Origin of the sequence: Streptomyces sp. ASQP_92 (assembly GCF_025399895.1) — a bacterium.
In the GTDB taxonomy this organism is placed as follows: domain Bacteria; phylum Actinomycetota; class Actinomycetes; order Streptomycetales; family Streptomycetaceae; genus Streptomyces.
In genome coordinates this window covers 44,186-69,098 of the sequence record NZ_JAODUA010000001.1, presented here as the reverse complement: position 1 = coordinate 69,098, position 24,913 = coordinate 44,186, and the positions used below count along the sequence as shown (strand labels likewise).

22 protein-coding genes and 1 other RNA gene are annotated in these 24,913 nt (G+C 71.9%); 4 read left to right on the top strand and 19 right to left on the bottom strand.

Annotated elements, in window-relative coordinates:
• Nucleotides 1–161 precede the first annotated feature (161 nt).
• From N4G70_RS00275 to N4G70_RS00255, 5 genes are all read right to left on the bottom strand, one after another.
• Nucleotides 162–2,558: a UvrD-helicase domain-containing protein gene (locus N4G70_RS00275; RefSeq protein ID WP_261710294.1), complete on the bottom strand. Its 2,397-nt coding sequence runs from the start codon at nucleotides 2,556–2,558 to the stop codon at nucleotides 162–164.
• A 117-nt stretch (nucleotides 2,559–2,675) separates the two neighbouring features.
• On the bottom strand, nucleotides 2,676–3,437 hold the full coding sequence (locus N4G70_RS00270) for an anti-sigma factor (RefSeq protein WP_261710293.1): 762 nt from the start codon (nucleotides 3,435–3,437) through the stop codon (nucleotides 2,676–2,678).
• Nucleotides 3,434–4,021 (bottom strand): sigma-70 family RNA polymerase sigma factor, encoded by a 588-nt coding sequence (locus tag N4G70_RS00265; protein WP_078966511.1) that lies wholly within the window; start codon nucleotides 4,019–4,021, stop codon nucleotides 3,434–3,436. Before N4G70_RS00265 ends, N4G70_RS00270 begins: the two co-directional genes overlap by 4 nt.
• 102 nt (nucleotides 4,022–4,123) lie before the next feature.
• Nucleotides 4,124–4,684 carry an ABATE domain-containing protein gene (locus N4G70_RS00260; protein ID WP_261710292.1) on the bottom strand — a complete coding sequence of 187 codons (561 nt, stop codon included), beginning with the start codon at nucleotides 4,682–4,684 and terminating at the stop codon, nucleotides 4,124–4,126.
• 79 nt (nucleotides 4,685–4,763) lie between these two features.
• Nucleotides 4,764–5,309, bottom strand: a complete 546-nt coding sequence (locus N4G70_RS00255) for a GNAT family N-acetyltransferase (RefSeq protein WP_261710291.1) — start codon at nucleotides 5,307–5,309, stop codon at nucleotides 4,764–4,766.
• Nucleotides 5,310–5,390: 81 nt separating this feature from the next.
• Here N4G70_RS00255 and N4G70_RS00250 point away from each other — a divergent pair, with 81 nt between their 5' ends.
• Entirely contained in the window at nucleotides 5,391–5,939 is a 549-nt protein-coding gene (locus tag N4G70_RS00250; RefSeq protein WP_261710290.1) for a DUF1772 domain-containing protein, read from the top strand.
• Here the strand turns inward: N4G70_RS00250 and N4G70_RS00245 are convergent.
• From N4G70_RS00245 to N4G70_RS00220, 6 genes are all read right to left on the bottom strand, one after another.
• A complete protein-coding gene (locus N4G70_RS00245) occupies nucleotides 5,872–7,050 on the bottom strand; it encodes a uroporphyrinogen-III synthase (RefSeq protein WP_261710289.1) in 1,179 nt (392 codons plus the stop codon). The genes N4G70_RS00250 and N4G70_RS00245 overlap by 68 nt on opposite strands.
• Nucleotides 7,051–7,153: 103 nt before the next feature.
• Nucleotides 7,154–8,491 (bottom strand): NarK/NasA family nitrate transporter, encoded by a 1,338-nt coding sequence (locus N4G70_RS00240; protein WP_261710288.1) that lies wholly within the window; start codon nucleotides 8,489–8,491, stop codon nucleotides 7,154–7,156.
• 143 nt (nucleotides 8,492–8,634) lie between these two features.
• On the bottom strand, nucleotides 8,635–9,792 hold the full coding sequence (locus N4G70_RS00235; RefSeq protein ID WP_261710287.1) for an acyltransferase: 1,158 nt from the start codon (nucleotides 9,790–9,792) through the stop codon (nucleotides 8,635–8,637).
• On the bottom strand, nucleotides 9,789–11,891 hold the full coding sequence (locus N4G70_RS00230) for a bifunctional polysaccharide deacetylase/glycosyltransferase family 2 protein (protein ID WP_261711316.1): 2,103 nt from the start codon (nucleotides 11,889–11,891) through the stop codon (nucleotides 9,789–9,791). Before N4G70_RS00230 ends, N4G70_RS00235 begins: the two co-directional genes overlap by 4 nt.
• 226 nt (nucleotides 11,892–12,117) lie before the next feature.
• Nucleotides 12,118–12,618 (bottom strand): hypothetical protein, encoded by a 501-nt coding sequence (locus tag N4G70_RS00225; protein WP_261710286.1) that lies wholly within the window; start codon nucleotides 12,616–12,618, stop codon nucleotides 12,118–12,120.
• A 560-nt stretch (nucleotides 12,619–13,178) separates the two neighbouring features.
• Complete coding sequence (locus N4G70_RS00220) at nucleotides 13,179–14,189, bottom strand: LysR family transcriptional regulator (protein WP_261710285.1); 1,011 nt, start codon at nucleotides 14,187–14,189, stop codon at nucleotides 13,179–13,181.
• 102 nt (nucleotides 14,190–14,291) lie between these two features.
• On the opposite strand from N4G70_RS00220, the gene N4G70_RS00215 reads away from it, so the two are divergent.
• Both N4G70_RS00215 and N4G70_RS00210 read left to right on the top strand, forming a co-directional pair.
• The gene (locus tag N4G70_RS00215; RefSeq protein WP_261710284.1) at nucleotides 14,292–15,530 is read left to right on the top strand and encodes an MFS transporter; all 1,239 of its coding nucleotides are present in this window, start codon (nucleotides 14,292–14,294) and stop codon (nucleotides 15,528–15,530) included.
• Between the two features lie 55 nt (nucleotides 15,531–15,585).
• The gene (locus N4G70_RS00210; RefSeq protein WP_261710283.1) at nucleotides 15,586–16,005 is read left to right on the top strand and encodes a hypothetical protein; all 420 of its coding nucleotides are present in this window, start codon (nucleotides 15,586–15,588) and stop codon (nucleotides 16,003–16,005) included.
• A gap of 94 nt (nucleotides 16,006–16,099) precedes the next feature.
• Here the strand turns inward: N4G70_RS00210 and ssrA are convergent.
• From ssrA to ftsE, 5 genes are all read right to left on the bottom strand, one after another.
• Nucleotides 16,100–16,469, bottom strand: a transfer-messenger RNA (tmRNA) gene (gene ssrA / locus N4G70_RS00205).
• Between the two features lie 80 nt (nucleotides 16,470–16,549).
• Complete coding sequence (gene smpB / locus N4G70_RS00200; RefSeq protein WP_261710282.1) at nucleotides 16,550–17,077, bottom strand: SsrA-binding protein SmpB; 528 nt, start codon at nucleotides 17,075–17,077, stop codon at nucleotides 16,550–16,552.
• Between the two features lie 34 nt (nucleotides 17,078–17,111).
• Nucleotides 17,112–18,314 carry a S41 family peptidase gene (locus N4G70_RS00195; RefSeq protein WP_261710281.1) on the bottom strand — a complete coding sequence of 401 codons (1,203 nt, stop codon included), beginning with the start codon at nucleotides 18,312–18,314 and terminating at the stop codon, nucleotides 17,112–17,114.
• Nucleotides 18,315–18,394: 80 nt separating this feature from the next.
• Nucleotides 18,395–19,312 carry a permease-like cell division protein FtsX gene (ftsX, locus tag N4G70_RS00190; RefSeq protein ID WP_261710280.1) on the bottom strand — a complete coding sequence of 306 codons (918 nt, stop codon included), beginning with the start codon at nucleotides 19,310–19,312 and terminating at the stop codon, nucleotides 18,395–18,397.
• A 46-nt stretch (nucleotides 19,313–19,358) separates the two neighbouring features.
• On the bottom strand, nucleotides 19,359–20,048 hold the full coding sequence (gene ftsE / locus N4G70_RS00185; RefSeq protein WP_114036589.1) for a cell division ATP-binding protein FtsE: 690 nt from the start codon (nucleotides 20,046–20,048) through the stop codon (nucleotides 19,359–19,361).
• 265 nt (nucleotides 20,049–20,313) lie between these two features.
• Between ftsE and N4G70_RS00180 the strand changes: the two genes are divergently transcribed.
• The gene (locus tag N4G70_RS00180; RefSeq protein WP_261710279.1) at nucleotides 20,314–20,505 is read left to right on the top strand and encodes a hypothetical protein; all 192 of its coding nucleotides are present in this window, start codon (nucleotides 20,314–20,316) and stop codon (nucleotides 20,503–20,505) included.
• Between the two features lie 124 nt (nucleotides 20,506–20,629).
• Here the strand turns inward: N4G70_RS00180 and N4G70_RS00175 are convergent, their stop codons facing one another.
• The 3 genes from N4G70_RS00175 to N4G70_RS00165 all read right to left on the bottom strand — a co-directional run bounded on the left by N4G70_RS00175 (nucleotide 20,630) and on the right by N4G70_RS00165 (nucleotide 24,760).
• Nucleotides 20,630–21,559, bottom strand: coding sequence for a hypothetical protein (locus tag N4G70_RS00175; RefSeq protein WP_261710278.1), 930 nt, complete (start codon nucleotides 21,557–21,559; stop codon nucleotides 20,630–20,632).
• 788 nt (nucleotides 21,560–22,347) lie between these two features.
• Nucleotides 22,348–23,454: a peptide chain release factor 2 gene (gene prfB, locus N4G70_RS00170; protein WP_261710277.1), complete on the bottom strand. Its 1,107-nt coding sequence runs from the start codon at nucleotides 23,452–23,454 to the stop codon at nucleotides 22,348–22,350.
• 61 nt (nucleotides 23,455–23,515) lie between these two features.
• Complete coding sequence (locus N4G70_RS00165; RefSeq protein WP_261710276.1) at nucleotides 23,516–24,760, bottom strand: serine/threonine-protein kinase; 1,245 nt, start codon at nucleotides 24,758–24,760, stop codon at nucleotides 23,516–23,518.
• Nucleotides 24,761–24,913: the final 153 nt, after the last annotated feature.

Below are 24,913 nucleotides of genomic sequence, written 5' to 3'. Positions count from 1 at the left end.
TCGCTCACGTTCATGACACCGACCCGCCATGCTCGCCTCGCGGCAAGTGGTCGCTCTGAGCGACTAAGGTTGGGCCCGGGGGCTTGGATCGAGCCGGTGCCACAACCAGGCTAACAAACCACTCCGCCAAGTGATCCCCGCATCGCGAGTTGACCGCGAATTTAATCGCGGAGCAGGTCCGGCACCCCTGCCGCATCGGGCTCGTCCCGGTCCCCCGAGACGACCGTGAGCTGCTGTGTCGCCCGGGTCAGCGCCACGTACAGCACCCGCAGTCCGGCCGGGGACTCGTCCGCGATCTCGGCCGGGCTGACGACCACCGTGGCGTCGTACTCCAGGCCCTTGGCCTCCAGGCTGCCCAGCGCCACCACCCGGTCCCCCAGGCCCGCCAGCCAGCGCGCGGCCTGTTCGCGGCGCCGCATCGCGACGACCACGCCGACCGTGCCGTCCACCCGGTCGAGCAGCCGCGCCGCCTCCTCGCGCACCGAACGCGCCAGGTCGCCGTCGCGCACCACCGCGAACCGGGGCTCGACGCCCGTGGAGCGGACGGCGGCCGGGGACTTCATGCCCGGCATCGCCAACGCCAGGACGCGGGCGGCCAGTTCGGCGATCTCGGCCGGGTTGCGGTAGTTGACGGTCAGCTCGAAACGGCGGCGCGGGCGGCTGCCCAGCGCCTCGTCCCGGGCCTCGGCGGCCTCGTCCGGGTCGGACCAGGAGGACTGGGCCGGGTCGCCCACCACCGTCCAGGTGGCGGTGCGCCCGCGCCGGCCCACCATGCGCCACTGCATGGGCGTGAGGTCCTGGGCCTCGTCCACGATGACGTGCGCGTACTCGGTGCGCTCCAGGGCGAGCCGCTCCGCGCGCTCGCGCTGGGTCTCCTCGCGGTGCGGCATCAGCTCCTCCAGGCCGGTCAGCGCGTCGAGCGGGTCGTACTCGCGCTTGCGCCGGGGCCGGGGCGGGGCGCCGACCAGCGTCTCCAGCTCGTCGAGCAGGGCCACGTCGTGCACCGAGAACGCGCCGTCCGCGACCCGCGCCAGGGAGCGGGCGAGGCGCCGCACCTCGCCCTGGTTGAGGATCCGGCGCGCCCAGCGCCCCAGGCGCTTCTCGTCGGCCATCGCGGCCAGCACCCCCCGCGGGGTGAGCTCGGGCCACCACGCGTCGAGGAAGGCGATGAAGCCGTCCTCGGAGGTGATGTCGTCGTCGAAGGAGGAGCGCAGTTCGGCGGCGAGCTCCGGGTCGGTGTGCCGTCCGGCCGTGCCCGACTTGGACCACAGCGCGTCCAGGAGCAGCCGGCGGGCGCGCGGGCGCAGCAGGTTGACGGGCGCGGTGCCGCCCAGCACCGTCTGGCGGATGCGGCGCAGCTCCTCGCCCTCCAGCTCGATGCGGGCGCCGAAGGCGACGACGCGCAGCCGCTGGGCGGGGTGCGGGGCCGGGGCCTGCTCGCCGAGGGCGAGCTGTTCGCCGCCGCGCCGCCGGGACCGTCTGGACTGCTGCTCCCCCGGCCCCTCCAGTGCGCCCCTGGCGGCCCTGCGCAGCACGTGCAGCATGCGGGAGGAGCCCTTGATCCTGGCGACTGCCGGGTCGTCGTACTCGGTGGCCTCCGCGCCGTCCACGAGGTTGCCCACGGCCCGGATCGCGACCTGGCCCTCCTCGCCGAGCGAGGGCAGCACGCCCTCGGTGTAGGAGACGAGCAGCGGGGTCGGCGAGACGATCAGGATGCCGCCCGCGTAGCGGCGCCGGTCCTGGTAGAGCAGATAGGCGGCGCGGTGCAGGGCGACGGCGGTCTTGCCGGTGCCGGGCCCGCCCTCGACGTACGTCACGGAGGCCGCGGGCGCGCGGATCACCATGTCCTGCTCGGCCTGGATGGAGGCGACGATGTCCCGCATCGTGTGGCTGCGGGCCTGGCCGAGCGCGGCCATCAGGGCGCCGTCGCCGATGACGGGCAGCTCCGCGCCGTTCAGGGTCGCCCGCAGCTCGGGACGCATCAGGTCGTCCTCGACGCCGAGCACCTTGCGGCCCTTGGAGCGGATGACCCGGCGCCGTACGACCCGGCCCGGGTCGACCGGGGTCGAGCGGTAGAACGGCGCCGCGGCGGGCGCGCGCCAGTCGATGACCAGCGGCGAGTAGTCGGAGTCCAGGACCCCGATCCGGCCGATGTGCAGGGTTTCGGCGATGTCGGCCGTGCCGTCCGGGCGCACGGCGTCCTCGGCCGGGTCGATCGAGGTGTACGCGCCGTCCGGTCCCTTCTTGCCGTCCTGGCCGAGCAGGAGGTCGATGCGGCCGAAGAGGAAGTCCTCGAACTCGTTGTTGAGGCGGTTGAGATGGACCCCCGCCCGGAACACCTGTGCGTCGCGTTCGGCGAGGGCGCCGGGCGTGCCGACCTGCCCCCGCTTGGCGGCGTCGTTCATCAGGAACTCCGCCTCGTGGATCTTCTCCTCCAGGCGGCGGTACACCTGGTCGAGATGTACCTGTTCCCCAGCGATCTCGCGTTCCCGGACCGAATCCACAGTGGATTCGGCGGTACCGGAAGCGGTATCGACAGCGGCATCCTGCGCGGCCACCGAGGCCCCCTTCTGACGTGCATTGGGCAGCCGTCAACCGTACGCGAAGGGGGGCCCGATGTCAGGCCACGATTTGGTGCCGAACCGCATGTCGGGGCGGTGCTCCCGCGGCGCGGCTCACGCGGGGATGTCCACGAGCGCCTTCCCGTCGGAGGTACGGACCTCGAAGTGGTCGATCTGGTCGTGGTTCATCGCGGTGCCGCCGTGCACGTACAGCGGGTACCTGGCCGACTCGTGGGGGCTGTCCTTGATGCCGTAGCCCCAGTTGGGCACCGCCCACGAGGTGACCGTCTCGCGCTCGCCGTTCCTGCCGATCGCGATCAGGCTGCACTTGAGCGGGCCCTTGACGTTCTTCAGCTCCAGGACGGTGTGGGTGCCCCAGGCCTTGGGCTCGGTGCCGACGGTCGCGGTGACCTCCGACGTCGGGTCGGTCGCGGAGGTCTTCTGCGTCATGTGGTTGAAGAAGGCGTCCTCGGCCGGGCTGGTCGGGTGGGCCTCGGCGCTCTGGTGGGTGCCGGTGCCCGAGGACGTCGCCACCACCGCGACCGCCGGGCCGCCCACGATCAGCGCCGCCGCGGCCGCCACCAGATAGGTGGTGCGCCGCCTGCGCCGGGCCCGCTGGGCCGCGACCTCGTTGAGCAGGGCCGTGGACAGATCGGGCGGCGCGGGTCGCAGGGGCTGGGCGGCGGGGCCCGGGAACTCCCGCAGGCCGGCCAGCATCGGCTCCATGCCCGCCAGGGCGTCGAGTTCGGCGGCGCACGGCTCGCAGCCCGCGAGGTGGGCCTCGAAGGCGGTGGCCTCGGCGTCGTCGAGGACCCCGAGCACATACGCGCCGACGGCCTCGTGCGGCGAGCCCTGCGCGTACTCCCCGCTCGTCATGTCGTCACCCCCCGTTCCTCCAGTGCGAGTTTCATCGAGCGCAGGGCGTAGAAGACCCGGGACCGCACGGTCCCGCTGGGTACGCCGAGCGCCTGGGCCGCCTCGTTGACCGTACGTCCCTTGAAGTACGTCTCGACGAGTGCCTCCCGGTGGGCCGGGGTGAGGTCGTCGAGTGCATCGGAGAGGGTCATCAGCCACAACGCCTTGTCGATCTCGTCCTCCGCGGGCATGACCTCCAGCGGCGACGGATCGACCTCCTGCGGCCGGGCCTGCCGGCTGCGGTGGCCGTCGATGACGATGCGGCGCGCGACCGTCACCAGCCAGGGGCGGACCGAACCGGTGGCCCGATTGAGCTGACCGGCGTTCTTCCAGGCACGGATGAGCGTCTCCTGCACGACGTCCTCGGCCCGCTGGCGGTCACCGGCGACGAGACGCATGACGTACCCGAGCAGCGGCCCCGCGTGCTCGCGGTACAGCGCCCGCATCAGCTCCTCGTCGGGCACGGAGCGGTGCTTGGCCCCTCGCGGACGGTCATCGGCCACGGCGGCATCCTTGCGCAACCGGCACCTCCAGGTCGAGACCATTCCGGCGCGCGGCTGCGAGCCGGTTCGCCTCTCCATACGGGCGGTTGTCGGGAACCATTCAAAACGCGGGCGACTTTCTTCGCGCGGTGTCCGCCGGCGCGCTCACAGGGCGGCGACGCGGCGCCGGTGCCGGGCGACCCGCTCGCGGTTTCCGCACGCCTCGCTGGAGCACCAGCGCCGCCGGCGCCCGCGCGAGGTGTCGAGGTAGAGCAGCCGGCAGCTGTCGCCCTCGCACTGGCGCAGCCGGGACCGCGCCTCGGGATCGGTGAGCAGGTCGACGGCGTCCCGGGCGACGACGGCGAGCAGCGCGCCGCATTCGGGAGCCCGGCTCAGGGTGCGCACCAGGCCGCCGTCCGCGCCCCTGATCGCACGTACGCCCGGCGGAGCGGCGGCGGCGAGCGCGTTGACCCGGTCGAGGGCCGCGGGCGCCGCCTCGGCCGTCCCGCCGAGTTCCGCGTACACCAACTGGCCGACACAGCAACGCAGTTCGAGGAAGCGGGCGAGCCAGTCCGCGTCGAGCGCGGCGAGGGGGGTGCCGCGCGGGACGAGTCCGGTGGCGAGCAGCCAGCGGGCCAACTCCTCGCTTCCGCGCAGCTGTTCACTCTCCCGCGCTCCGGTCGCCACCAGATCCAGACAGATCCGCCCGGAGTCGAACCGCACCATGCGCCTGTCACCGCCTTGGGGGTTACCGGTGAGTGCCTCCCCCCAGAGTGCCCGTCGCGGGCCGCCCCCGGTAGCCCTCCTACCGGGGGCGGCCGGGTGCGGGTGCCCGGCCGGGCACCCCGTCGGGCGGTCCGTCGTGCAGGATGCGCTGGAAGAGCCGGTGGTCGCGCCACTCGCCGTCGATGTGGAGATAACGCGGCGCGAGGCCGTACTCCTCGAACCCGGCCTTGGCCAGGACGCGTTGGGAGGCGTGGTTGTGCAGCATCGTGGACGCCTCGACGCGGTGCAGGCCCAGCTCCTCGCGCGCGGTTCGGCAAATCTGCTCGACGCAATCGGTGGCCAGGCCACGCCCGGTGTACCCGGCGTCGATCCAGTACCCCAGGCTCGCGCTGCACAGCGGGCCGAGCACGATCCCGGTCAGGGTGAACTGCCCGACCACCAGGTCCCCGTCCACGCACAGCCAGCGCCGCACGTCCGGGTCGGCGAGGCGTTCGGCCTGGCCTTCGGCGGTGTAGAAGGACTCGGGCCGGTACGGGTCCCAGGGGCGCATATGGGCGCGGTTGCGTATGAGGGCGGCGGCGAGGGCCGGGGCGTCGAAGGGGGCGGCGGGGCGCAGCGTCGTCATGGCCGTACGGTAGACGTCCGCGTATGGGGGTGCGCGTCGCGGCCATGTCGCCCGGGGCCCGGCGGCGATTGACTCGGGGGCATGAACACACACGACAACAGGCGGGCCGGCGGCGGCAGTTGGGTGCTGGGGGCGGCCACGGTGGCCACGGGTCTCGCGGCGGGTTCGTTCTTCGTCTTCTCCTGCGCGGTGATGCCCGCGCTGGCCCGCGGCGACGACCGGACCTATGTCGCGGTCATGCGGAACATCAACGACGTGATCCAGAACCCGGTCTTCTTCGCGAGCTTCCTCGGGGCGCCGGCGCTGCTCGCGGTCGCGGCCTGGCAGCAGCGCCACGAGCCGGTGGTACGGGGCTGGGTGTACGCCGCGCTCGGCGCGTACGCCCTGGCCTTCGCGCTCACCAGCGGGGTGAACGTGCCCCTGAACGACGCGCTGGCCCGCACCGCCGACCCGGCGGCCGCCCGCGCGCACTTCGAGGGCCCCTGGGTGGCGTGGAACGCGGTGCGGGCCGGGCTCTGCACCCTCTCCCTGGGTTTCGTGGCGCGGGCCTGCCTGGTGCGGCTCAGCCCGCGTCGTCCGCGTATTTCGCGTCGGCGGCCGGGTCGAGTGACAGTCGGTAGCCGCGCTTGACCACGGTCTGGATGACGCGGGGCGCGCCGAGCGCGGTGCGCAGCCGGGCCATCGCGGTCTCCACGGCGTGCTCGTCGGTGCCCGAGCCCGGCAGGGCGCGCAGCAGCTCGGCGCGGGAGACCACCCAGCCGGGACGGCGGGCCAGCGCGCGCAGCAGAGCCATCCCGGCCGGGGGCACCGGGCGCAGCGCGCCGTCCACGAGCACGGCGTGGCCCCGGATCTCGACGCGGCGCCCGGCCAGGGGCAACACCCTTGCCCCGGAAGGGAGTTCGGCGCACAGGAGCTGCACGAGCGGCCCCAGCCGGAAGCGTTCGGGGGCGAGGGTGCGCACCCCGTGGGCCTGGAGCGGCAGCGCGGTGACCGGGCCGACGCAGGCGGTCAGCACGTCGTCGCGCAGGGCGAGCAGCAGCTCGGCGAGCATGCCGCGTTCCTCGGCCCGGTTCAGGAGCGAGGCCGCGGCCGGGGCGCTGGTGAAGGTGAGCGCGTCCAGGCCGCGGGAGACGGTGGCGTCCAGGAGCCGGTCGAGCGGCGCCGGGTCCAGCGGCGGCAGCCAGCGGTAGACGGGGACCCCGACGATCTCGGCGCCGCCGGCCCGCAGCGCCTCCACGAAGCCCGGCAGGGGTTCGCCGTGCAGCTGGATCGCGATGCGCCGGCCCGCCACGCCCTCGGCGAGCAGCCGGTCGAGCACCTCGGCCATCGACTCCGACGACGGCGACCACTGTTCGGTGAGGCCGGCGGCTCGCACCGCGCCCTTGACCTTGGGCCCGCGCGCCAGGAGCTCGACGCCCCTGAGGGTCTTGAGGAGGGCGTCCCCTATCCCCCAGCCGTCGGCGGCCTCCACCCAGCCGCGGAACCCGATGGCGGTGGTGGCGACCACCGTGTCGGGCGCCTTGGCGATCAACTCCTGGGTGGCGGCGAGGAGTTCGCTGTCGTCGGCGAGCGGCACGATCCGCAGCGCGGGCGCGTGCAGGACGGCCGCCCCGCGCCGGGTGAGCAGCGTCGCGAGCTCGTCGGCGCGGCGGGCGGCGGTGACGCCGACGGTGAACCCGTCGAGGGGCCCGCCCGGCCCGTGCGGCCCGTGCGGTGCGGCCACTTCTGGTTCTGCGGACATGACTCTCCCGGTGGTGCGGTGACGTCCGAGACTGCCAAGGGGGCGTGACGCCCGGGGTTCACGGTGGTTTCCCGGGTGTTACGTCCCCCTTGTGCGGCCGGGATCACACCTTGACGGGCGCGGGCGGGGCCGTGGCGGGTACGGCCGCTTCGACGGGCCGGCGGATGTATACCGCCCAGGTGACCGTGAAACACGCCGCGTAACAGGCGAGGAAGGCGGCGTAGGCGGCGGTGCCGGTGCCGGTGGTCTGGAAGGACTGGCGGAAGACGAGGTTGATCGCGAGGCCGCCGAGCGCGCCGATCGCCCCTACCAGGCCCATGGCCGCCCCCGACAGGCGCCGTCCGTAGGCCGCGGCGGCCTGCGGGTCCAGGCCGCGTGCGAGCCCCTTGGCCTGGAAGATGCCGGGGATCATCTTGAACGTGGAGCCGTTGCCGAGCCCGCCGAGCGCGAACAGGGCGATGAACCCGGCGAGGAAGACGGGCAGCGACTTCTGCGCGGAGGCGTACAGGACGACGCAGGTGGCCGCCGCCATCGCGGCGAAGTTCGCGAGCGTGATGCGGGCGCCGCCGTGGCGGTCGGCGAGGCGGCCCCCGACGGGCCGGATCAGGGAGCCGAGCAGCGGCCCGATGAAGGTGAGCGAGGCGGCTTGCAGCGGGGTCCGCCCGAACTGGGTCTGGAGGACCAGGCCGAAGGCGAAGCTGTAGCCGATGAACGAGCCGAACGTGCCGATGTACAGGAACGCCATGATCCAGGTGTGCCCCTCGCGCAGCGCCTCCCCGACCGCGCCGGTGTCGTTGCGCACGGGCGCCAGATTGTCCATCCCGAGCGCGGCCGCGAGCCCGGCGAGGGCGATGAGCGGCAGGTAGACGGCGAGCACGACGCGCGGGTGGGTGGCCCCGGCGGTCGCGATGACGAGCAGCCCGACGAGCTGGACCACCGGGACGCCGATGTTGCCGCCGCCCGCGTTCAGGCCGAGCGCCCAGCCTTTCTCGCGGAGCGGGAAGAAGGCGTTGATGTTGGTCATCGAGGACGCGAAGTTGCCGCCGCCCACCCCGGCGAGGGCCGCGACGAGCAGGAAGGTGCCGTACGAGGTGCCCGGTTCCATCGCGAACCAGGCGGCGCCGGCCGGGACCAGGAGCAGCAGGGCGCTGAAGACGCTCCAGTTGCGGCCGCCGAAGCGGGCGACGGCGAAGGTGTAGGGGATGCGGACGAGGGCGCCCACGAGGGTCGCCACCGAGATCAGGAAGAACTTGCCCGCGGGGTCCACTCCGTAGGCGGGGCCCATGAAGAGGACCATCACCGACCACAGGCTCCAGATGGAGAACCCCACGTGTTCGCAGAACACGGAGAGGAACAGGTTCCGCCGGGCGACGCGCCGTCCCGTCTCCCGCCAGAAGGTGTCGTCCTCCGGCTCCCACCGATCGATCCAACGGCCAGCCATCTTGCCTCCACGGTCGGTTCGCTTCATCTGGCAGTGACCGTAGGGAGGGCGGGTTTCGGCCGCGTGCCGCCGGGTGACCGGGGTGCAACCGTGTCTTCACGGGGTGCGGTCGGCGGCGGTGAGACCGCCGCCGACCGGGCGGCTCAGGCGGGCCGGAGCCGGGGGCGGCGCTTGGCCGCCACGTCCTCGACCCAGCCGAAGCACAGGACGCACAGGCCGATGAGGAGCCAGGTCACGACCAGGACCGGCCAGGAGCTGTCGAGGAACTTGGCGGCGCCCGCGAGGGCGTCGACACTCCACAGGTCGTCCCAGACGGTGGCCGCGACCAGGATGCACAGGTTGTGCCAGAGGTAGATCGTCACGGCACGGGAGTTGAGCAGGGTGATCAGCCGGTCCCAGCGCCGCAGCGGGGCCGGCCAGGTCTCCCACGAGGGGCTGATGTGCAGCAGCAGGAGCACCGCGCCGAGCGACCACAGGGTCTGCGCGAGCGGGATCGCGTCGAGTTCGGTGGAGCCGGTGAGGGAGAACCCGCCGCGCACCGCCCACCAGTAGCCGAGCGCCATCACCAGGGGCGCCAGCGAGGGCACCAGATAGCCGGGCGTTTTCCGCAGGACGCCCGCCTGGTGGGCCATGCCGAGGATCCAGCAGGCGCCGAAGGTGGCGAAGTCGGTGAGCGCGGAGTCGATCCGCTCGGGCAGCCCGAGGTCGGCGAATTCCAGGAGCGCGCTGAGCGCGACCGGGGCGAGGATCGTGGGCCACGCCAGGCGCTTGAGGAGCGGGCGCACGAGCGGTGAGAGCAGCACGAACCACAGGTAGGCGCGCAGGTACCAGAGCGGTTCGGCGAGGTTGGCGCCCCAGTTGTCGCCGAGTACGTGGTGGATGCCCGGCAGGTCGGCCGCGTACGGCGGGTCGCTGAGCGGGACCACCCAGAACACCAGGTGCCCCCACCACCAGGCGGGGTGCCCGTCGGCGTCGGGACCCCAGCCCTGGGCGAGCATGCCGGTGACGCCGACCGCGCCGAGCAGCCACATCGGGGGCAGCAGCCGCCGCAGCCGGCCCCGTACGACCTGGACGGCGGGCCGCTTCAGGGAGCGGGCCATCAGGTTTCCGGCGAGCGCGAACATCACGCCCATGGAGGGGAAGGCGAGCGGCAGCCAGGCCCAGCCCATCAGGTGGTAGAGCACCACCCGGAACAGGGCGAGACCGCGCAGGAAGTCGAAGTACCGGTCGCGCGCGGGCGGCCGGGGTGCCGGGACGGCGGGGGTGGCCGCCGCCTCCGGCACGTCCACGTACGAGGTCATCCGGCGGCCTTCCGTTCGGCGGGGTTGCCGGGCGCCTCGACGACGCCGGTGCGGCGCAGCTTCTGCCAGCGCAGCCGGCCGCCGGTCACCGCGGTGATCCAGGACTGGAGCAGCACGACGTACATCAACTGCCGGTACAGGACCTGTTGGAGCGGCAGGGACAGCAGATGGGTGAGCCGCTCCTTGTCGAGCCGGAACGCGTAGGCCGCGCACACCGCCTGGATCAGCAGCACCATGAGCCAGGCCAGGACCGTCTGTTCGGACTTGCCGAAGATGATCCCGTACAGCAGGAAGATGTCGATGAGCGGGGCGAGCAGCGGGGCCACCACCATGAACAGGGCGACCAGCGGCAGGCCGACGCGGCCGAAGCGGCCCGAGGGGCCGCGGTCCTTGAGGGCGCCGCGGTGCTTCCAGATCGCCTGCATGGTGCCGTACGACCAGCGGTAGCGCTGCGACCAGAGCTGCTGGACGGACTCGGGGGCCTCGGTCCAGGCGCGGGCGTTCTCGGCGTAAACCACGCGCCAGCCGTCGCGGTGGATGGCCATGGTGATGTCGGTGTCCTCGGCGAGGGTGTCCTCGCTCATGCCGCCGACCCGCTCCAGGGCCTGGCGGCGGAAGGCGCCGACCGCGCCGGGGATGGTGGGCATGATGCCCATCAGGTCGTACATGCGGCGGTCGAGGTTGAAGCCCATCACGTACTCGATGTGCTGCCAGGCGCCGATGAGCGAGTTGCGGTTGCCGACCTTGGCGTTGCCGGCGACGGCGCCGACGCGGGAGCTGCCGAAGGGCTGCACGAGTTCGCGGACGGTACCGGGCTCGAAGACGGTGTCGCCGTCCATCATCACGACGAGCTCGTAACGGGCGTGCGCGATCCCGTTGTTGAGGGCGGCGGGCTTGCCTGCGTTCTCCTGGCGCACCACACGGACGTTGGGCAGGCCCAGCGCCTCGACGATGTCGGCGGTGCCGTCGCTCGAACCGTCGTCGATGACGATCACTTCGATCGGATGATCGCTCGCCATGAGCGAACGAACGGTGTTGGCGATGCATTCGCGTTCGTTGTACGCGGGCACGAGCACCGAGACCGGTTCGGTCACCGGCGGGCCCCAGCGGAAGTCCTTGCGGCGCACCTTGCGGGCGTGCGCGAAGGAGAGGACCAGCATCAGGCCGAAGCGGGTGAACACCAGCACACCGATGACGGCGAGGCCGACGACCAGGAAGTCGGTGGTGTGCTCGGCGACCTGGACGGCGCCGACGAACGCCTGCCCCTTCCACAGGTCCATCCCGCTGACCGGGGTCAGGGCGCTGGGCGCGCCGAGCGCGGTGGTGAGGTTGACGAAGGTGTAACCCGACTCCTGCATGTCCGGCAGGAAGGTGTCGAGCGCGGCCACGGTCTGCGAGCGGTCGCCGCCGAAGTCGTGCATGAGGACGATGGCGCCCTTGTCGTCCTCCGGGGTGGCGTTGTGGATGATCTTCTTCACCCCGGGCCGCTGCCAGTCCTCGCTGTCCGTGGAGTCGAGCGCCACGACATAGCCCTTGCTGCCGACGTACTGGACGACCGGCCAGGTGTCGTTGTCGATGGCGTCGGCGAACGAGGAGTAGGGCGGCCGGAACAGCGAGCTGTGCACGCCCGCGGCGCCGGCGAGCGCCAGCTGGTTCTCGGAGAGCTCCCGGTCGATCCGCGACTTCGACTGGTAGGAGAGATCGGGGTGGTTGAAGGTGTGCAGGCCCACCTCGTGGCCCTCGGCGACCATGCGCTTGATGAGGTCCGGGTAGCGCGAGGCGTTGGTTCCGGTGACGAAGAAGACGGCGTGCGCGTGGTGCTTCTTCAGCTCGTCCAGGACCTTCGGCGTCCAGGTGGGGTCCGGGCCGTCGTCGAAGGTGAGGACGATCTTGTGGTCCGGTATCTGGAGGCTCACCGGCTTGCCGGGGGTGCGCGCGTCGATGACCGGGCCGCCGTCGATGATCGAGTCGGGCACCCGGTCGGTGGGCGCGGGGTCGCGGACCCGGTGGTCCGCGGAGATCTCGCTGTGCACATAGCCGCGCAGCATCAGCATCGCGACGAGCGCGACGAGGAGCAGCAGCGGCAGCAGGTAGCGCATGGGCAGCCGCTTGCGCCGCGTCGGCCGCGGCTTGGCCTGGGTGGTTGTCATGACAGGTGTCGTTACGCCTTCGGGCCGGTACGCCGGGGTGGCCGTACGGGGTTGGTGCTCAGGGCCGCTGACCGGACCGCCGCGGGCGGGCCGGGATCACGGGATCAGGGGTTCGGAGGTGCTGGGGGGACTGTCCGGGCCCCTGCGGGCGGGCCGGGTGCGGCGGGCGGTCGCGCTAGGCGCCGGTCCTGCCGGCGGTGGGGGTGACCGCGCGCGTGACCGGCTTCTTCGAGGCGCCGGGGCGCGGGGAGACCTTGGTGTTCACGGGGCTGTGCCCGGTGACGGGGGTGGTGCTGTGCGCGGCCTTGGAGGGCTTGACCGTCCTGGCCGCCGGCGCCTTGGAGGCTCCGTGGGAAGGGGCCACGAGCTTCTTCGGGGACTCCCTGGGCTGCGGGACCTGCGAGGCGGTCGCCTGCGGCGGCGCCGTCACCGCGTCGTCCTTGGTCCCGTCGGGCAGGGTCAGGCCGGGGGCGCGCGAGTTGCCGCCGAGCAGGGAGCCGACGAGCGCCACGGCGAAGCCGGTGGCGGCGAGGCCGCAGAGCCAGCCGAGCCGGCGCAGCTTCTTGCCGCGCCGTCCGCTGATGTCGACGAACACGGGCTTGTCGTGGCCCTGCTGGGTCGGTATGGCCGGCAGCGGGTTGAAGACCGGGATCTCCTGCGTCGCGGACCACGGCACGGGCTCGGGTGCGGGTGCGGGTTTGGATGCAGGTGCGGGCTTGGATGCGGGCGCGGCGACAGTTGCGTCTTCGGGCGCGGGCGCGGGTGCGGGCTTGGATGCAGGTGCGGGCTTGGATGCGGGCGCGGGGACAGTTGTGTCTTCGGGCGCGCGCGAGGGTGCGGGTGCGGGCGCGGATGCCCGAGAGGCCGCGGATGCGGGCGCGGGCACTGCTGTGGATGCGGGGGCTGTGGATGCGGGCGCGGCTGCGGGCGATGGTGCGGGTGCGGGTTCCGGCCGGGGCCGGGGCACGTTCAACTCCGCCGCGCGGAAGCTCAGTTGCATCGTCACGTCGGGTGAGGTCCGGCGCTCCCCCGACTGACCGGAACGAGACTGTCCGCCCGGTCCGCTGGTTATCCGACTGTCCATGTTCGTACGCACTCCCTGAATGTGTTTCGCGGGTTGCGCGCACGACTCCCGGGCGCCACCTCCGGAACGGGGAAAACCCACCCGTTCGGAGCGCCCCCCTATCCCGCCGCACCCGGGCGATGAATGTAGCGCACGAGGCTGTGGACATGTGTTCACGTATCACGTGACCTTCGCCTTACCCGGCCCACACGCGGGGCATTGACGGCCATCAGGGACAAGTCGGGCTCGGGAAGCCAGCTTCCGGCGGGCCTTTCCAGCCACCCGTGCGCCGCCGCCTCCTCCTCCGCAATACGCCGCAGGACATCGAGCCCGGGGTGCGTGAGCCCGTCGCGCCACACCAGGGACACCGGCGCGAGCGGCACGGGCCCGGTCAGCGGGCGCACCACCATGCCGGGCACGTCCATGAACTCGGTGCTGGCCAGCACCGACCAGCCCTGCTTGCGCACCACCCGGACGAACTCCTCCTCGCCCGCGATCTCCGGGAACGGCGCGGCCGCCCGGATGCCGCGCCCCGCGAAGAGCCGCTCGGCGAGGTCGGTCCACTCGGCGGTCGCCGGATTGCCCGCCGCCACGTACAGCGTCTCGCCGGACAGCGCGTCCAGCGGCACCTCGGCCAGCCCCGCGAGCCGGTGCCCGGCGTCGAGCAGCACCGCCATCCGCTCGTAGCGCACCGGCTGGTGGCCGAGCCCCGCCAGGACCGCCGGGTCGAGCCCGGCCACCCGGCCGAAGGAGACGTCGAGCCGTCCCGCCAGGATCTCGGCGGCGGCCCCCGTCAGGCCACTGATGAACCGGGCCACGAACTCGACGCCCGGCGCCTGGGCGCGGGCCTCGGCAAGTACCCGCGCCCCGGTGCCGACCGGCGCCGAGATGTCGACGAGCAGCGGCCGCTCGGCGCCCTGGCCCGTCCAGGCGTCGCGGAGTTCGTCGTGCGCGGCGAGCACCCGCCGGGCGTACGGCAGCAGCCGCGCCCCGTCCGCGGTGAGCGTCACGGCCCGGGTGGTGCGCACGAAGAGATCGGCCCCCAACTCCCGCTCCAGGCGCCGGATGTCGCGGCTCAGGGCCTGCTGCGCGACGAAGAGGCGAGCCGCGGCGCGGGTGAAGTGGAGTTCCTCGGCGACGGCGGCGAAGGAACGCAGCAGGCGCGGGTCGGTGTCGTGGGGCACGGGCGGCAGTCAACAACATCACGGGCGTTGACAACAAGAGTGCGTGAATGGGCGCTGATCAGGTGTTGGACCCTTCACGCAGGGCCCCGCGAGGATCGGGGCATGCCGCAATCGACCCCGCTCTCCCGCCGCTCGACCCCCTACATACGCCTCTTCGCCACCCCCGGCGCCCGCGCCTTCACCCTGGGCAACCTCATCGCCCGCCTCCCCATGGGCATGTTCGGCGTGAGCGCCGTGATCATGATCGCGGGGGCGCGCGGCTCCTACGCGCTGGCCGGGGCCGTCACCGCCACGGGCCTGGCCGCGACCGCGCTGGTGGCGCCGTGGACCGCCCGGCTCGTCGACCGGTACGGCCAGGCCCGAATCGCCGTACCGGCCACGGCGATCGCGGTCTGCGGGTCGCTCGCCCTGCTCCTGTGCGTCCACCTCGACGCCCCCGACTGGACCCTGTTCGCCGCCTACGCCGCGACCGCCACCACCCCCAACACCGGCGGCATGTCCCGCGCCCGCTGGGCCCATCTGCACGGGGGCCCCTCACCGCGCGACGCGGCGGCGCTGCACACCGCCAACTCCTTCGAGCAGGCCGCCGACGAGCTGTGCTTCATGCTCGGCCCGGTCGCCGCCGCGTTCCTCTGCTCGGCCCTGTTCCCCGAGGCCGGCACCCTCGTCGGCGCGGTGCTGCTGATGACGGGCGTCCTGGTCTTCGCCGCCCAGCGCGCCACCGAGCCGCCCCCCACACCTCGTACGGCATCCGCCAAGTCCCCTGTCCGGACACGGGGGTTCGTCCCGCTGCTCGCGGTCTTCCTCACCACCGGTGCGGTGTTCGGCGCGCTGGAGGTGGTGACCATCGCCTACGCCGACGCGCTCGGCCACCGTGGCGCCGCGGGCGCGGTGCTGGCCCTCCAGGCCGCCGGGTCCTGCGTCGCGGGGCTCCTGTACGGGTCGGCGCGCCCGGCCCGCGACACGGGCCGGCGGCTCGTCGGCTGCCTCGCGGCCATGGCCGCGCTGATGGGGCTGCCACTGCTCGCGGCCCTGGCCACCGGCTCCCTGTTCGCGCTCGCGGGCGCGCTGCTCCTCGCGGGGGCGGCGACCGCCCCCACCATGGTCACCGGTATGACCCTGGTTCAGCGCCGCACCCCGCAGGGGCAGTTGAACGAGGGCATGACCCTGGCCGTCACCGCGATCCTCGGCGGCATCGCGGTCGGCTCGGCGCTCGGCGGCCAGGTCATCGAGCAAGCGGGCGCGGAGATGGGCTACTTGGTCCCGGTCTGCGCGGCGGCCGCCGCCCTGGTGGTGGGAGCCGCCGGTCGCGGGCGGTACGCTGCACCGCCCCGCCGATAAGCGGGACGTCCCCCTCCGCTTGAGTATGACCCTGTGTCAGGAAAGGCCCATCCCCATGGCCATGAAGAAGTCGACGATCCAGCAGCAGGTCGCCGAGGCGATCGCGCAGGCCAACCCGCAGGACCGCCCGATCGTCACGATCCAGGCGATAGCGGGCCCCAGCGTCTGGCTGATGAGCATGTTCGGCGCCATAGGCCAGGCCTTCCTGAAGTACTACTTCATCACCGTGACCCAGCAGGCCGTGCTCATCCACCGGGCCAGCCGGATGAGCAACCGGCCGCAGGAGATCGTCGTCGCGATCCCGCCGAACGAGGCGATGCAGATGGTCAGCGACATCCGCCGCAACACTCTGTGGAGCTCGTTCCGCTGCCAGCTGCCGGGGCGGCCGAAGCCGACCCGGATGAACGTCCACCGCATGTGGCGCAACGAGATGGACCAGCTCCTCGGCATGCTCACCGGCCAGCCGGTCGCCTGACCCGGTCCGGGCACGACAAAGGCCCGGCCGCTCGAAAGCGACCGGGCCTGTGCCTACATGGGGCGAGGAGCTCCGGACATCCGGGTCTCCTCGATCGTGGAGATGGCGGGAATCGAACCCGCGTCCAACGGTGCAAAAACAGGGCTTCTCCGTGTGCAGTTCGCTGCGCTTTTCTCGGCCCCGGCAATCACGCGAACAAGTCGCCGACGGGCCCAGCCACTGTTTGATTTCCTTCTAAACCCCGTGACCGGGCTTAGAAGTTTAGTCCCCTAGCTGATGCCAGGATCCGGGTCGGGAACAGCCCCGGGCTGACACTTCACGCGTCGCTACTTAGGCAGCGAGGGCGAAGGAATCGCGCTTGGTGTTGGCGATTATTGTTTGCGACATATGGTTTACGAGATCATTGCCGCTTCCTCGACACGCTTCCCCTGCTTCGACATCCGCTGTCGAAACCGATCATCCCCATGTTGTTTTTTCAAGGTGGTGCCACACCTTCACCGAGGTGCAGTGCCATCGTACGTGACCAACGCCCGAGGGTGCCAGCCTATTCCGGTCGGGCCTGGCGCAGGCTCGCCCGCTCCTTGCGCTTGACCGCCGAGATCGCGCGGTCCGTCTCGCGGCGGTCCTGCTTCTCGCGCAGCGTCTGGCGCTTGTCGTACTCCTTCTTGCCCTTGGCGAGCGCGATCTCGATCTTGGCCCGGCCGTCCTTGAAGTACAGGGCGAGCGGCACGATCGTGTGACCCGACTCGCTGGACTTCGACTCCAGCTTGTTGATCTCCATCCGGTGCAGCAGCAGCTTCCGCTTCCGCCGGGCGCTGTGGTTGGTCCAGGTGCCCTGCGCGTACTCGGGGACGTGCACGTTGTGCAGCCAGGCCTCGCCGCCGTCGATCTGGACGAACCCGTCGACCAGCGAGGCACGGCCCTGGCGCAGCGACTTCACCTCGGTGCCGGTGAGCACCAGGCCGCACTCGTAGGTGTCGATGACGAGGTAGTCGTGCCGTGCCTTCTTGTTCTGCGCGACCAGCTTGCGCTTGCTGTCCTTCTCTTTGTCCTTGCCCGTGTTCTTAGCCATAGTGCGGCTATTTTCGCACCTCGGCGCAAGCGGTTTACGACGTGCCGCCCAGACCGCTCAGGACGGTCCGGGCGTGCTCCAGCGGGTGCTCGGTGACCGGCAGGTCGGGGGTGATGCCCCTGCCGTCGAGCCCATGGCCCGAGGGAGTGCGGTAGTGGCCCACGGTCAGCTCGGCGACCGAGCCGCCGACCAGGCCCGTGGGCATCTGGACCGAGCCCTTGCCGAAGGTGCGCGAGCCCACGGTGACCGCGCGGCCCCGGTCCTGGAGCGCGCCGGTGAGGAGCTCGGCCGCGCTCATGGTGCCGCCGTCGATCACGACCACCAGGGGCCGCTCGACGTCCCCGCCGCCGCTCGCGTACAGCGCGCGCTGCTTGCCGTGCACGTCGTACGTGGCGACCAGGCCGCCGGGCAGGAAGGCGGAGGCCGCGGTGACGGCCTCGGCGACCAGGCCGCCGCTGTTGCCCCGCAGGTCGAGCAGGATCCCGGCGCCCTCCGGGGCCCGGCGCACCGCGGCCCGCACCCGCTCGCCCGACCCCTTGGTGAAGGCCGTCACCCTGATCATCACGACCTCGTCGGAGAGGTTCTCGACGGTCACGTCCTCGGTGCCGAGGACCGCCCGGTCCAGCGTCCGGGTCCAGGTGAGGGGGCCGCGTCCGAGGCCGATGGCGACCTTGCTGCCGGCCGCGTCGCCGCGCAGCCGCGCCACCACGTCGGTGACCGGCTTGCCGTCGGCGGACCAGCCGTCGATGGTGCGCAGGACGTCGCCGGGTCGCACTCCGGCCCGGGCGGCGGGCCCGCCGGGCTGCACCCGGGTCACCTGGATGTGGCCGCCGGCCGCGCGGGCCACCCACAGACCGACGCCGGTGTAGCGGCCCTCCAGGGCGTCCGCGTACTGCTCGTACTCGGCTCTGTCGTAGACCGCGCCCCAGCGGTCCCCGCTGCGGCCGACGGCCTCCTCGGCGGCCCGGGTGGCGGACTTCCCGTCGGCCTGCGCCTCGGCGGCCGCGCGCCGCACCTCGTCCGCGGTGCGGTCGCCGCCGCGGGTGGTGTGACCCTCGCGCGGGTCGAGGGCGGCGGCCGCGGCGGCCGGGGCGGTTGCCTGTGCGGGGGGCCTGCGCTCGGCACCCGGCAGGCAGTTGGTGGCGGCCCCGGTCACCAGGACGCTCGCGAAGACCAAGGTCAGAGCCGCCCCGCGGCGCACCCCGCGGGGCCTGGGACAGAGATCCGGACCCGACATGGCGCCGAGTCTAGGACAACGGCGAGGCGCCGTAGGGGCTGTTGCTCCTACGGCGCCAGGGGCGTATGTCACACGCGGGGTCAGACCTTGAGGTACTTGCGCAGCGCGAAGAAGGCCGCGAGCGCGGGCATCAGGACGCTGGCCGCGAGCACCAGCGGCAGCTTGGCGAGGACCGCGTCCCAGCCGATGAAGTTGATGAGGTTCAACTTGTGCGCCAGGTCGAGCCCGTGGTCGATCATGAAGTAGCGGCCGACGATGAGCATGCCCGCGGCGGCCACCCCGCCCAGCAGCCCCGCGAACGCGGCCTCCATGATGAACGGCGCCTGGATGTAGAAGCTGGAGGCGCCGACCAGGCGCATGATCCCGGTCTCGCGCCGCCTGCTGAACGCGGAGACGCGCACCGTGTTGACGATCAGCATCAGCGCGACGATCAGCATGACGAACATGACCAGCATGGCCGCCACGTTCATGCCGTTGAGCAGGCCGAACAGGTTCTCCAGGATGCCCTTCTGGTCCTGCACGGACTGGACGCCGTCGCGGCCCGCGAAGGCGGTGGCCACCACGGCGAACTTCTCCGGGTCCTTGAGCTTGACCCGGAAGGACTCCTGCATCTGGTCCGGGGTGATCGAACCGGCCATCGGGGAGCCGCCGAACTGCTCCTTGTAGTGCTTGAACGCGTCGTCGGCCGATTCGTACGACACCGTCTGGACGACGTCCAGCTTCTTGAGGTCGGCCTCGATGTCCTTCTTCTGCTGCGCCGTCACCGCGCCCTTGGCGCACTTGGCGACGCTCTCGGCGTCCGCCTTGTTGCAGAGGAAGATGGAGACGTTGACCTTGTCGTACCAGTAGCCCTTCATGTTGTTGACCTGATCCCGCATCAGCAGCGAACCGCCGAACAGGGCCAGCGAGAGGGCGACGGAGACGACGACGGCGATCGTCATGGTCAGGTTGCGACGGAGACCGACCCCGATCTCCGAGAGAACGAACTGGGCGCGCATGGCGACGATTTCAGCCTTTCAGTGCTCGACGAGTGCTCTACGGCGCTCAGTGCTGGTAGCCGTAGACGCCGCGCGCCTGGTCTCGTACGAGACGGCCGGACTCCAGCTCGATGACGCGCTTGCGCATCTGGTCGACGATGTTCTGGTCGTGGGTCGCCATGACAACGGTGGTGCCGGTCCGGTTGATCCGGTCGAGCAGCTTCATGATGCCGACGGAGGTCTGGGGGTCGAGGTTGCCGGTCGGCTCGTCCGCGATGAGCAGCATGGGCCGGTTGACGAAGGCGCGGGCGATGGCCACGCGCTGCTGTTCACCACCGGAGAGCTCACCGGGCCTGCGGTCTTCCTTGCCGCCGAGCCCGACGAGGTCGAGCACCTGCGGCACCGCCTTGCGGATCTCGCCGCGCGGTTTGCCGATGACCTCCTGGGCGAACGCGACGTTCTCCGCGACGGTCTTGTTGGGGAGGAGCCTGAAGTCCTGGAAGACCGTGCCCAGTTGGCGCCGCATGTGCGGCACCTTCCAGTTGGAGAGCCGGGCCAGGTCCTTGCCCAGTACGTGCACCTGCCCATGGCTGGCGCGCTCTTCGCGCAGGATCAGTCTCAGAAACGTCGACTTGCCGGATCCGGACGAGCCGACGAGGAAGACGAACTCCCCCTTCTCGATGTCGAGGGAGACTTCCCGCAGGGCTGGTCGGTTCTGCTTGGGATAGGTCTTGGAGACATTGTCGAATCGGATCACGGGTGCACCACGGGTCGGCCGGGAGTATAGGTGTGCGTGACCTTACGCGAACGGGACGAGCCCGCGCAGGCCACGTCCGGGGATGCCCCTTATGTCCCTTGGGTTGTGCGGGTGGGAACGGGATGAATCAGGCGGGGCGCGCCGAAACGCGTGGGAGCTGGCACAGTGGTAGGGGGAACGGTCGCGTTTCCCTGAGCGTTGAGCGGAGAGATGGCGGATTGAACGCTGTATGCGCCGGCTCCGCCGCGCGGGAGGAGGAGAGCGCATGACCTATGACAGATTGGTGTGCGCCAACTGCGCGGCGCCCGTGAGCGAGGGCCGCTGTCGCGTCTGCCGGGCCAACCGGGAGCGTCTCCAGCAGGAGAACCAGTGGGGCGCCCTGAGCCCCGCGGCGCTGGTCACCCTGCTGATCATCCTGGTGGGAGCGCTGGCCCTCCTGGCCCACCAGAGCGTCTGAGCCACGGTTCGCCGGTCCGTACGAGGCCGTCCGAACCCCACCCTTACGCCGTACGCCGTACACGAAGAGGGCCCCGAGTGCGTGATCGCACCCGGGGCCCTCTTCGCGTAGGGGTCGCTATCGCTTACGCGACGTTACGACCGTTGACCAGACGCGGCATGAGGCGGAAGCCCACGCCACCCGCGATCATGGTCGCGGCGCCGATCAGCAGGAAGGTGGTCCCGCCCGCACCGGTGGCGGCGAGCTCCTCCTTCTGCTTCCCCTGCTCGACCGGCTGCGAGCCGACCGCGTCGGGGGCGGTGCCGGTGTTGCCCGTGGTGCCGGTCGAACCCGTGGTCCCCGTGGAGCCGGTGGAGCCCGTGGTCCCGGTCGAGCCGGTGGTGCCGGTGGAGCCCGTCGTACCGGTCGAGCCGGTGCTGCCGGTGGTACCCGTGGTGCCGGAGGACGTGCTGGAGCCCGTGGTGCCGGAAGACGTCGTCGAACCGGTCGTGCCGGAGGAGGTCGTCGAACCGGTGGTGCCGGCCGACGTCGTGGAGCCCGTGGTGCCGGAAGACGTCGTCGAACCGGTCGTGCCGGAGGAGGTCGTCGAACCGGCGGTGCCGGCCGACGTCGTGGAGCCCGTGGTGCCGGAGGACGTCGTGGAACCGGTGGTACCGGAGGACGTCGTCGAACCGGTGGTACCGGCCGACGTGGTCGAACCGGTGGTGCCCTCGGAGGTGGTGGAACCGGTGGTACCGGCCGAGGTCGTCGAACCGGTCGTGCCGGCCGACGTGGTCGAGCCGGTGGTGCCCTCGGAGGTGGTGGAACCGGTGGTACCGGACGAGGTCGTGGACCCCGTCGTACCGCTGGTGGTGGAGCCGGTCGTCTGCCCACCCGTGGTGTCGCACAGCGGCGCACCCGGGACGCAGGGGTCGTCGAGGACCGTGTTGGTCTTGACGTCGTTGGAGTCGGAGCCGACGGCCTGGGCCGCACCCGCGGCGGTCAGGGACGCGCCGGCGGCAATCACCGCACCGGCGGCTATCCGCGCGACGCGGACCCGCGTGTTCTTGCTCATTAGCCTGCTACCCCCAGTAGCTGATCTCGTCATGGAGCAGCGCCCGGGGCGGCAACACGGGGAGACGTATGGAACCCCTCCCCTGTCACACGCGCCCCGTACATACGCATGCCGCGCGTTAGCTTTGCCAGTTTCAAAGACGGCGTCAAGGTCGTTGCGTACGCAATGTCCGGTATGGGGGTACTTGCCGGGCGTACGGGAATACGACTGTGACAGAAGAGCCGAACTGGCGCGCGCCTGAGGGGAGTTCGGATGTCGACAAAGCGCCGAGTCGCCCAAGCGAGCGCTTGCGCGAGCGAATTGGGGGGGCTCGGTTCTGCCGCGGACCGTGCGGGGCGGTTCGCGCAGTTCCCCGCGCCCCTCAACCCGCCTTCTTCCGCGGACCGCGGCCGCTCCTCGCGCCCCCAACCCGCTTTTTTCCGCGGACCGCGGTCGCTTCTCGCGCAGTTCCCCGCGCCCCTAACTACTCGGTGCGGGCCAGTGCAGGCCACCTCAGCCCGTCCGGCGTTTGAGGACGAGCGCCCTTAAGGCGCGATGCGGGGTCTGGGGCGGAGCCCCAGGTGCTTGTTCGGCTGCGGGCCGTGCGGGGTGCTCGCGCAGTTCCCCGCGCCCCTAGCAGGACCGGTGCGGGCCCACACCGGGCAACCTCAGCCCGTCCGGCGTTTGAGGACGAGCGCCCTTAAGGCGCAATACGGGGTCTGGGGCGGAGCCCCAGGTGCGGGTTCGGCTGCGGGCCGTGCGGGGTGCTCGCGCAGTTCCCCGCGCCCCCGGCAGGGTTGGTGGTGAGGTTACTTTTCCTGCTGCTTGCGCCAGCGGATGCCGGCCTCCAGGAAGCCGTCGATCTCGCCGTCGAGGACCGCCTGCGGGTTGCCCACCTCGAACTCCGTCCGGAGGTCCTTGACCATCTGGTACGGGTGCAGGACGTACGAACGCATCTGGTTGCCCCAGGAGTTGCCGCCGTCGCCCTTGAGGGAGTCCATCAGCGCCTGCTCCTCCTGGCGGCGGCGCTCGAGGAGCTTGGCCTGGAGGACGTTCATGGCGCTCGCCTTGTTCTGGATCTGGGAGCGCTCGTTCTGGCAGGACACCACGATGTTGGTCGGGATGTGCGTGATGCGGACCGCGGAGTCCGTGGTGTTGACGCCCTGGCCGCCGGGGCCCGACGCGCGGTACACGTCGATGCGCAGCTCGGTCTCGTCGATGTCGACGTGGTCGGACTGCTCGACGACCGGCAGCACCTCGACACCCGCGAAGGACGTCTGGCGGCGGCCCTGGTTGTCGAAGGGGGAGATGCGGACCAGGCGGTGCGTGCCCTGCTCCACGGAGAGCGTGCCGTAGGCGTAGGGGGCGTTGACCACGAAGGTGGTCGACTTGATGCCGGCCTCTTCCGCGTACGAGGTCTCGTACACCTCGGTCTTGTAGCCGTGCCGCTCGGCCCAGCGCAGGTACATGCGCTGGAGGCGCTCGGCGAAGTCGGAGGCGTCGACGCCGCCCGCCTCGGCGCGGATGTTGACCAGCGCCTCACGCGAGTCGTACTCGCCGGACAGGAGGGTACGGACCTCCATCTCGTCCAGCGCCTTGCGCACGGACTCCAGCTCGATCTCCGCCTCGGCACGGGTGTCCGAGTCGTCCATCTCCTCGGCGAGCTCGAAGAGCACCGCGACGTCGTCGATGCGGGCGCGCAGGGCCTCGGTCTTGCGCAGCTCGGCCTGGAGGTGCGAAAGCTTGCTGGTGATCTTCTGCGCCGCCTCCGGGTCGTCCCACAGGGACGGGGCGGCCGCCTGCTCCTCGAGCACGGCGATGTCCGCCCGCATCGTGTCGAGGTCAAGGACGGCCTCGATCGACCCCATGGTCGAGGAAAGGGACTTCAGCTCTTCGGATACATCGACGACTGCCACGGGTCCAGCGTAACGGCTCCGCGCTCCGGCGTTCCCCGGGCCCATCGGATCCTGGGCGACCCTAGGGGACGACGGGCGCCGAGTTCTTGGTGTCCTGCGGCGGCGACTGCTTCCCGGAGTCGGAGTCCAGGGCCAGCCATCCGCCGACGCCGACCGCCGCGGCCAGCGCGACCGCGGCCGTCGTCAGGATCAGGCGGCGCCTGCGGACCTGGTCGGCCCGGTGGCGGGCCGAGCCGGGCCGCGGGGCCCCGGCCGGGCGGGGGGCGCGGGCGGTGCCGAGCGGTCCGCCGGCCAGCTCGTCCGGGCCGGGGACGCGCATGCTGGTGTGGGTGTCGCGGTTGGCGGAGTCGTGCGGCGCCCCGGGCACCAGCGGGACCGCTCCGCGGCGCGGGGTGGTGGGGACGGTCGGGTACGGATCCTCGTACGCCTCCTCGTCCTCGGCCCCCTCGGCGTCCGGCTCGTCGACGTCCAGCGGAGGCATCCCCGCGATCAGCGGGAGCAGTTCGCGCAGCCGGGCCGAGAGTTCCGAGGCGCGCAGCCGCGAGGCCGGGGCCTTGGCCAGGCACTGGACGATGAGCTGCCACAGCTCGTCGGGGATGCCGGGCAGCGGGACGACGGTCTCGGTCACATGGCGGCGCAGCACGGCGCCGGGGTGGCCGCCGCCGAAGGGGGTGAAGCCGGCGAGCAGCTCGTAGAGCACGGTCGCGAGCGCGTAGATGTCGACGGCGGCGCGCGGCGGGAGGCCCTCGACGATCTCGGGCGCCAGATAGTCCGGGGTGCCGATGATCCGGGTCGCCTTGGTGCGGCGCGGGGTGTCGATGAGCTTGGCCACGCCGAAGTCGGTGAGCAGGGCGGGGTGGGCGCCGCCGGGGCCGAGCGGGCCCTGCATGTCGAGCAGGATGTTCTCGGGCTTGACGTCACGGTGGACCACGCCGGCCGCGTGGGCCGCGGCGAGCCCGTCGGCGACGTCGGCCACGATGGCCACGGCCGCCTCGGGCGCGAGGCGGCGCTCGCGGTCGAGGCGGGTGCGGGCGTCGGTGCCTCTGATGAGGTCCATGACGAGGGCGAGGTCGTTGCCGTCGACCACCAGGTCGCGCACGCCCACGACATGGGGGTGGTCGAGGCCGAGCAGGGCGGTGCGCTCCTGCACGAAGCGTCCGACCAGCTCCTGATCGGCCGCGAGGTCTTCGCGCAGCAGCTTGATGGCGACGGGGCCCTCGGGCCCTTCGCCGAGCCACACCGTGCCGGCGCTGCCGCGGCCCAGGATCTGGTGGGCGGTGTACCGGCTGCCGATATTCCGTGCCAAGACTGCTCCCTCAGCGGCTGGCTGTGCACGCTGAGGCTACGCGGCCGGGACGCCAACCTTCACTTCTGGCGCCGAAATCACCCTCTGGAAGTCGACAAATCCATGAAGTCGCGTCCCGGACCGGCGGGCCGGAGCCCCTTCGTCCGCTGGCTT

Excerpts from the sequence above, each read along its gene's own strand:
- N4G70_RS00270 (WP_261710293.1), bottom strand. The coding sequence starts at position 3,437 with ATGACGAGCGGGGAGTACGCGCAGGGCTCGCCGCACGAGGCCGTCGGC.
- N4G70_RS00265 (WP_078966511.1), bottom strand. The coding sequence starts at position 4,021 with ATGGTCTCGACCTGGAGGTGCCGGTTGCGCAAGGATGCCGCCGTGGCC.
- N4G70_RS00260 (WP_261710292.1), bottom strand. The coding sequence starts at position 4,684 with ATGGTGCGGTTCGACTCCGGGCGGATCTGTCTGGATCTGGTGGCGACC.
- N4G70_RS00255 (WP_261710291.1), bottom strand. The coding sequence starts at position 5,309 with ATGACGACGCTGCGCCCCGCCGCCCCCTTCGACGCCCCGGCCCTCGCC.
- N4G70_RS00250 (WP_261710290.1), top strand. The coding sequence starts at position 5,391 with ATGAACACACACGACAACAGGCGGGCCGGCGGCGGCAGTTGGGTGCTG.
- N4G70_RS00245 (WP_261710289.1), bottom strand. The coding sequence starts at position 7,050 with ATGTCCGCAGAACCAGAAGTGGCCGCACCGCACGGGCCGCACGGGCCG.
- N4G70_RS00240 (WP_261710288.1), bottom strand. The coding sequence starts at position 8,491 with ATGGCTGGCCGTTGGATCGATCGGTGGGAGCCGGAGGACGACACCTTC.
- N4G70_RS00235 (WP_261710287.1), bottom strand. The coding sequence starts at position 9,792 with ATGACCTCGTACGTGGACGTGCCGGAGGCGGCGGCCACCCCCGCCGTC.
- N4G70_RS00230 (WP_261711316.1), bottom strand. The coding sequence starts at position 11,891 with ATGCGCTACCTGCTGCCGCTGCTGCTCCTCGTCGCGCTCGTCGCGATG.
- N4G70_RS00215 (WP_261710284.1), top strand. The coding sequence starts at position 14,292 with ATGCCGCAATCGACCCCGCTCTCCCGCCGCTCGACCCCCTACATACGC.
- N4G70_RS00210 (WP_261710283.1), top strand. The coding sequence starts at position 15,586 with ATGGCCATGAAGAAGTCGACGATCCAGCAGCAGGTCGCCGAGGCGATC.
- smpB (WP_261710282.1), bottom strand. The coding sequence starts at position 17,077 with ATGGCTAAGAACACGGGCAAGGACAAAGAGAAGGACAGCAAGCGCAAG.
- N4G70_RS00195 (WP_261710281.1), bottom strand. The coding sequence starts at position 18,314 with ATGTCGGGTCCGGATCTCTGTCCCAGGCCCCGCGGGGTGCGCCGCGGG.
- ftsX (WP_261710280.1), bottom strand. The coding sequence starts at position 19,312 with ATGCGCGCCCAGTTCGTTCTCTCGGAGATCGGGGTCGGTCTCCGTCGC.
- N4G70_RS00180 (WP_261710279.1), top strand. The coding sequence starts at position 20,314 with ATGACCTATGACAGATTGGTGTGCGCCAACTGCGCGGCGCCCGTGAGC.
- N4G70_RS00175 (WP_261710278.1), bottom strand. The coding sequence starts at position 21,559 with ATGAGCAAGAACACGCGGGTCCGCGTCGCGCGGATAGCCGCCGGTGCG.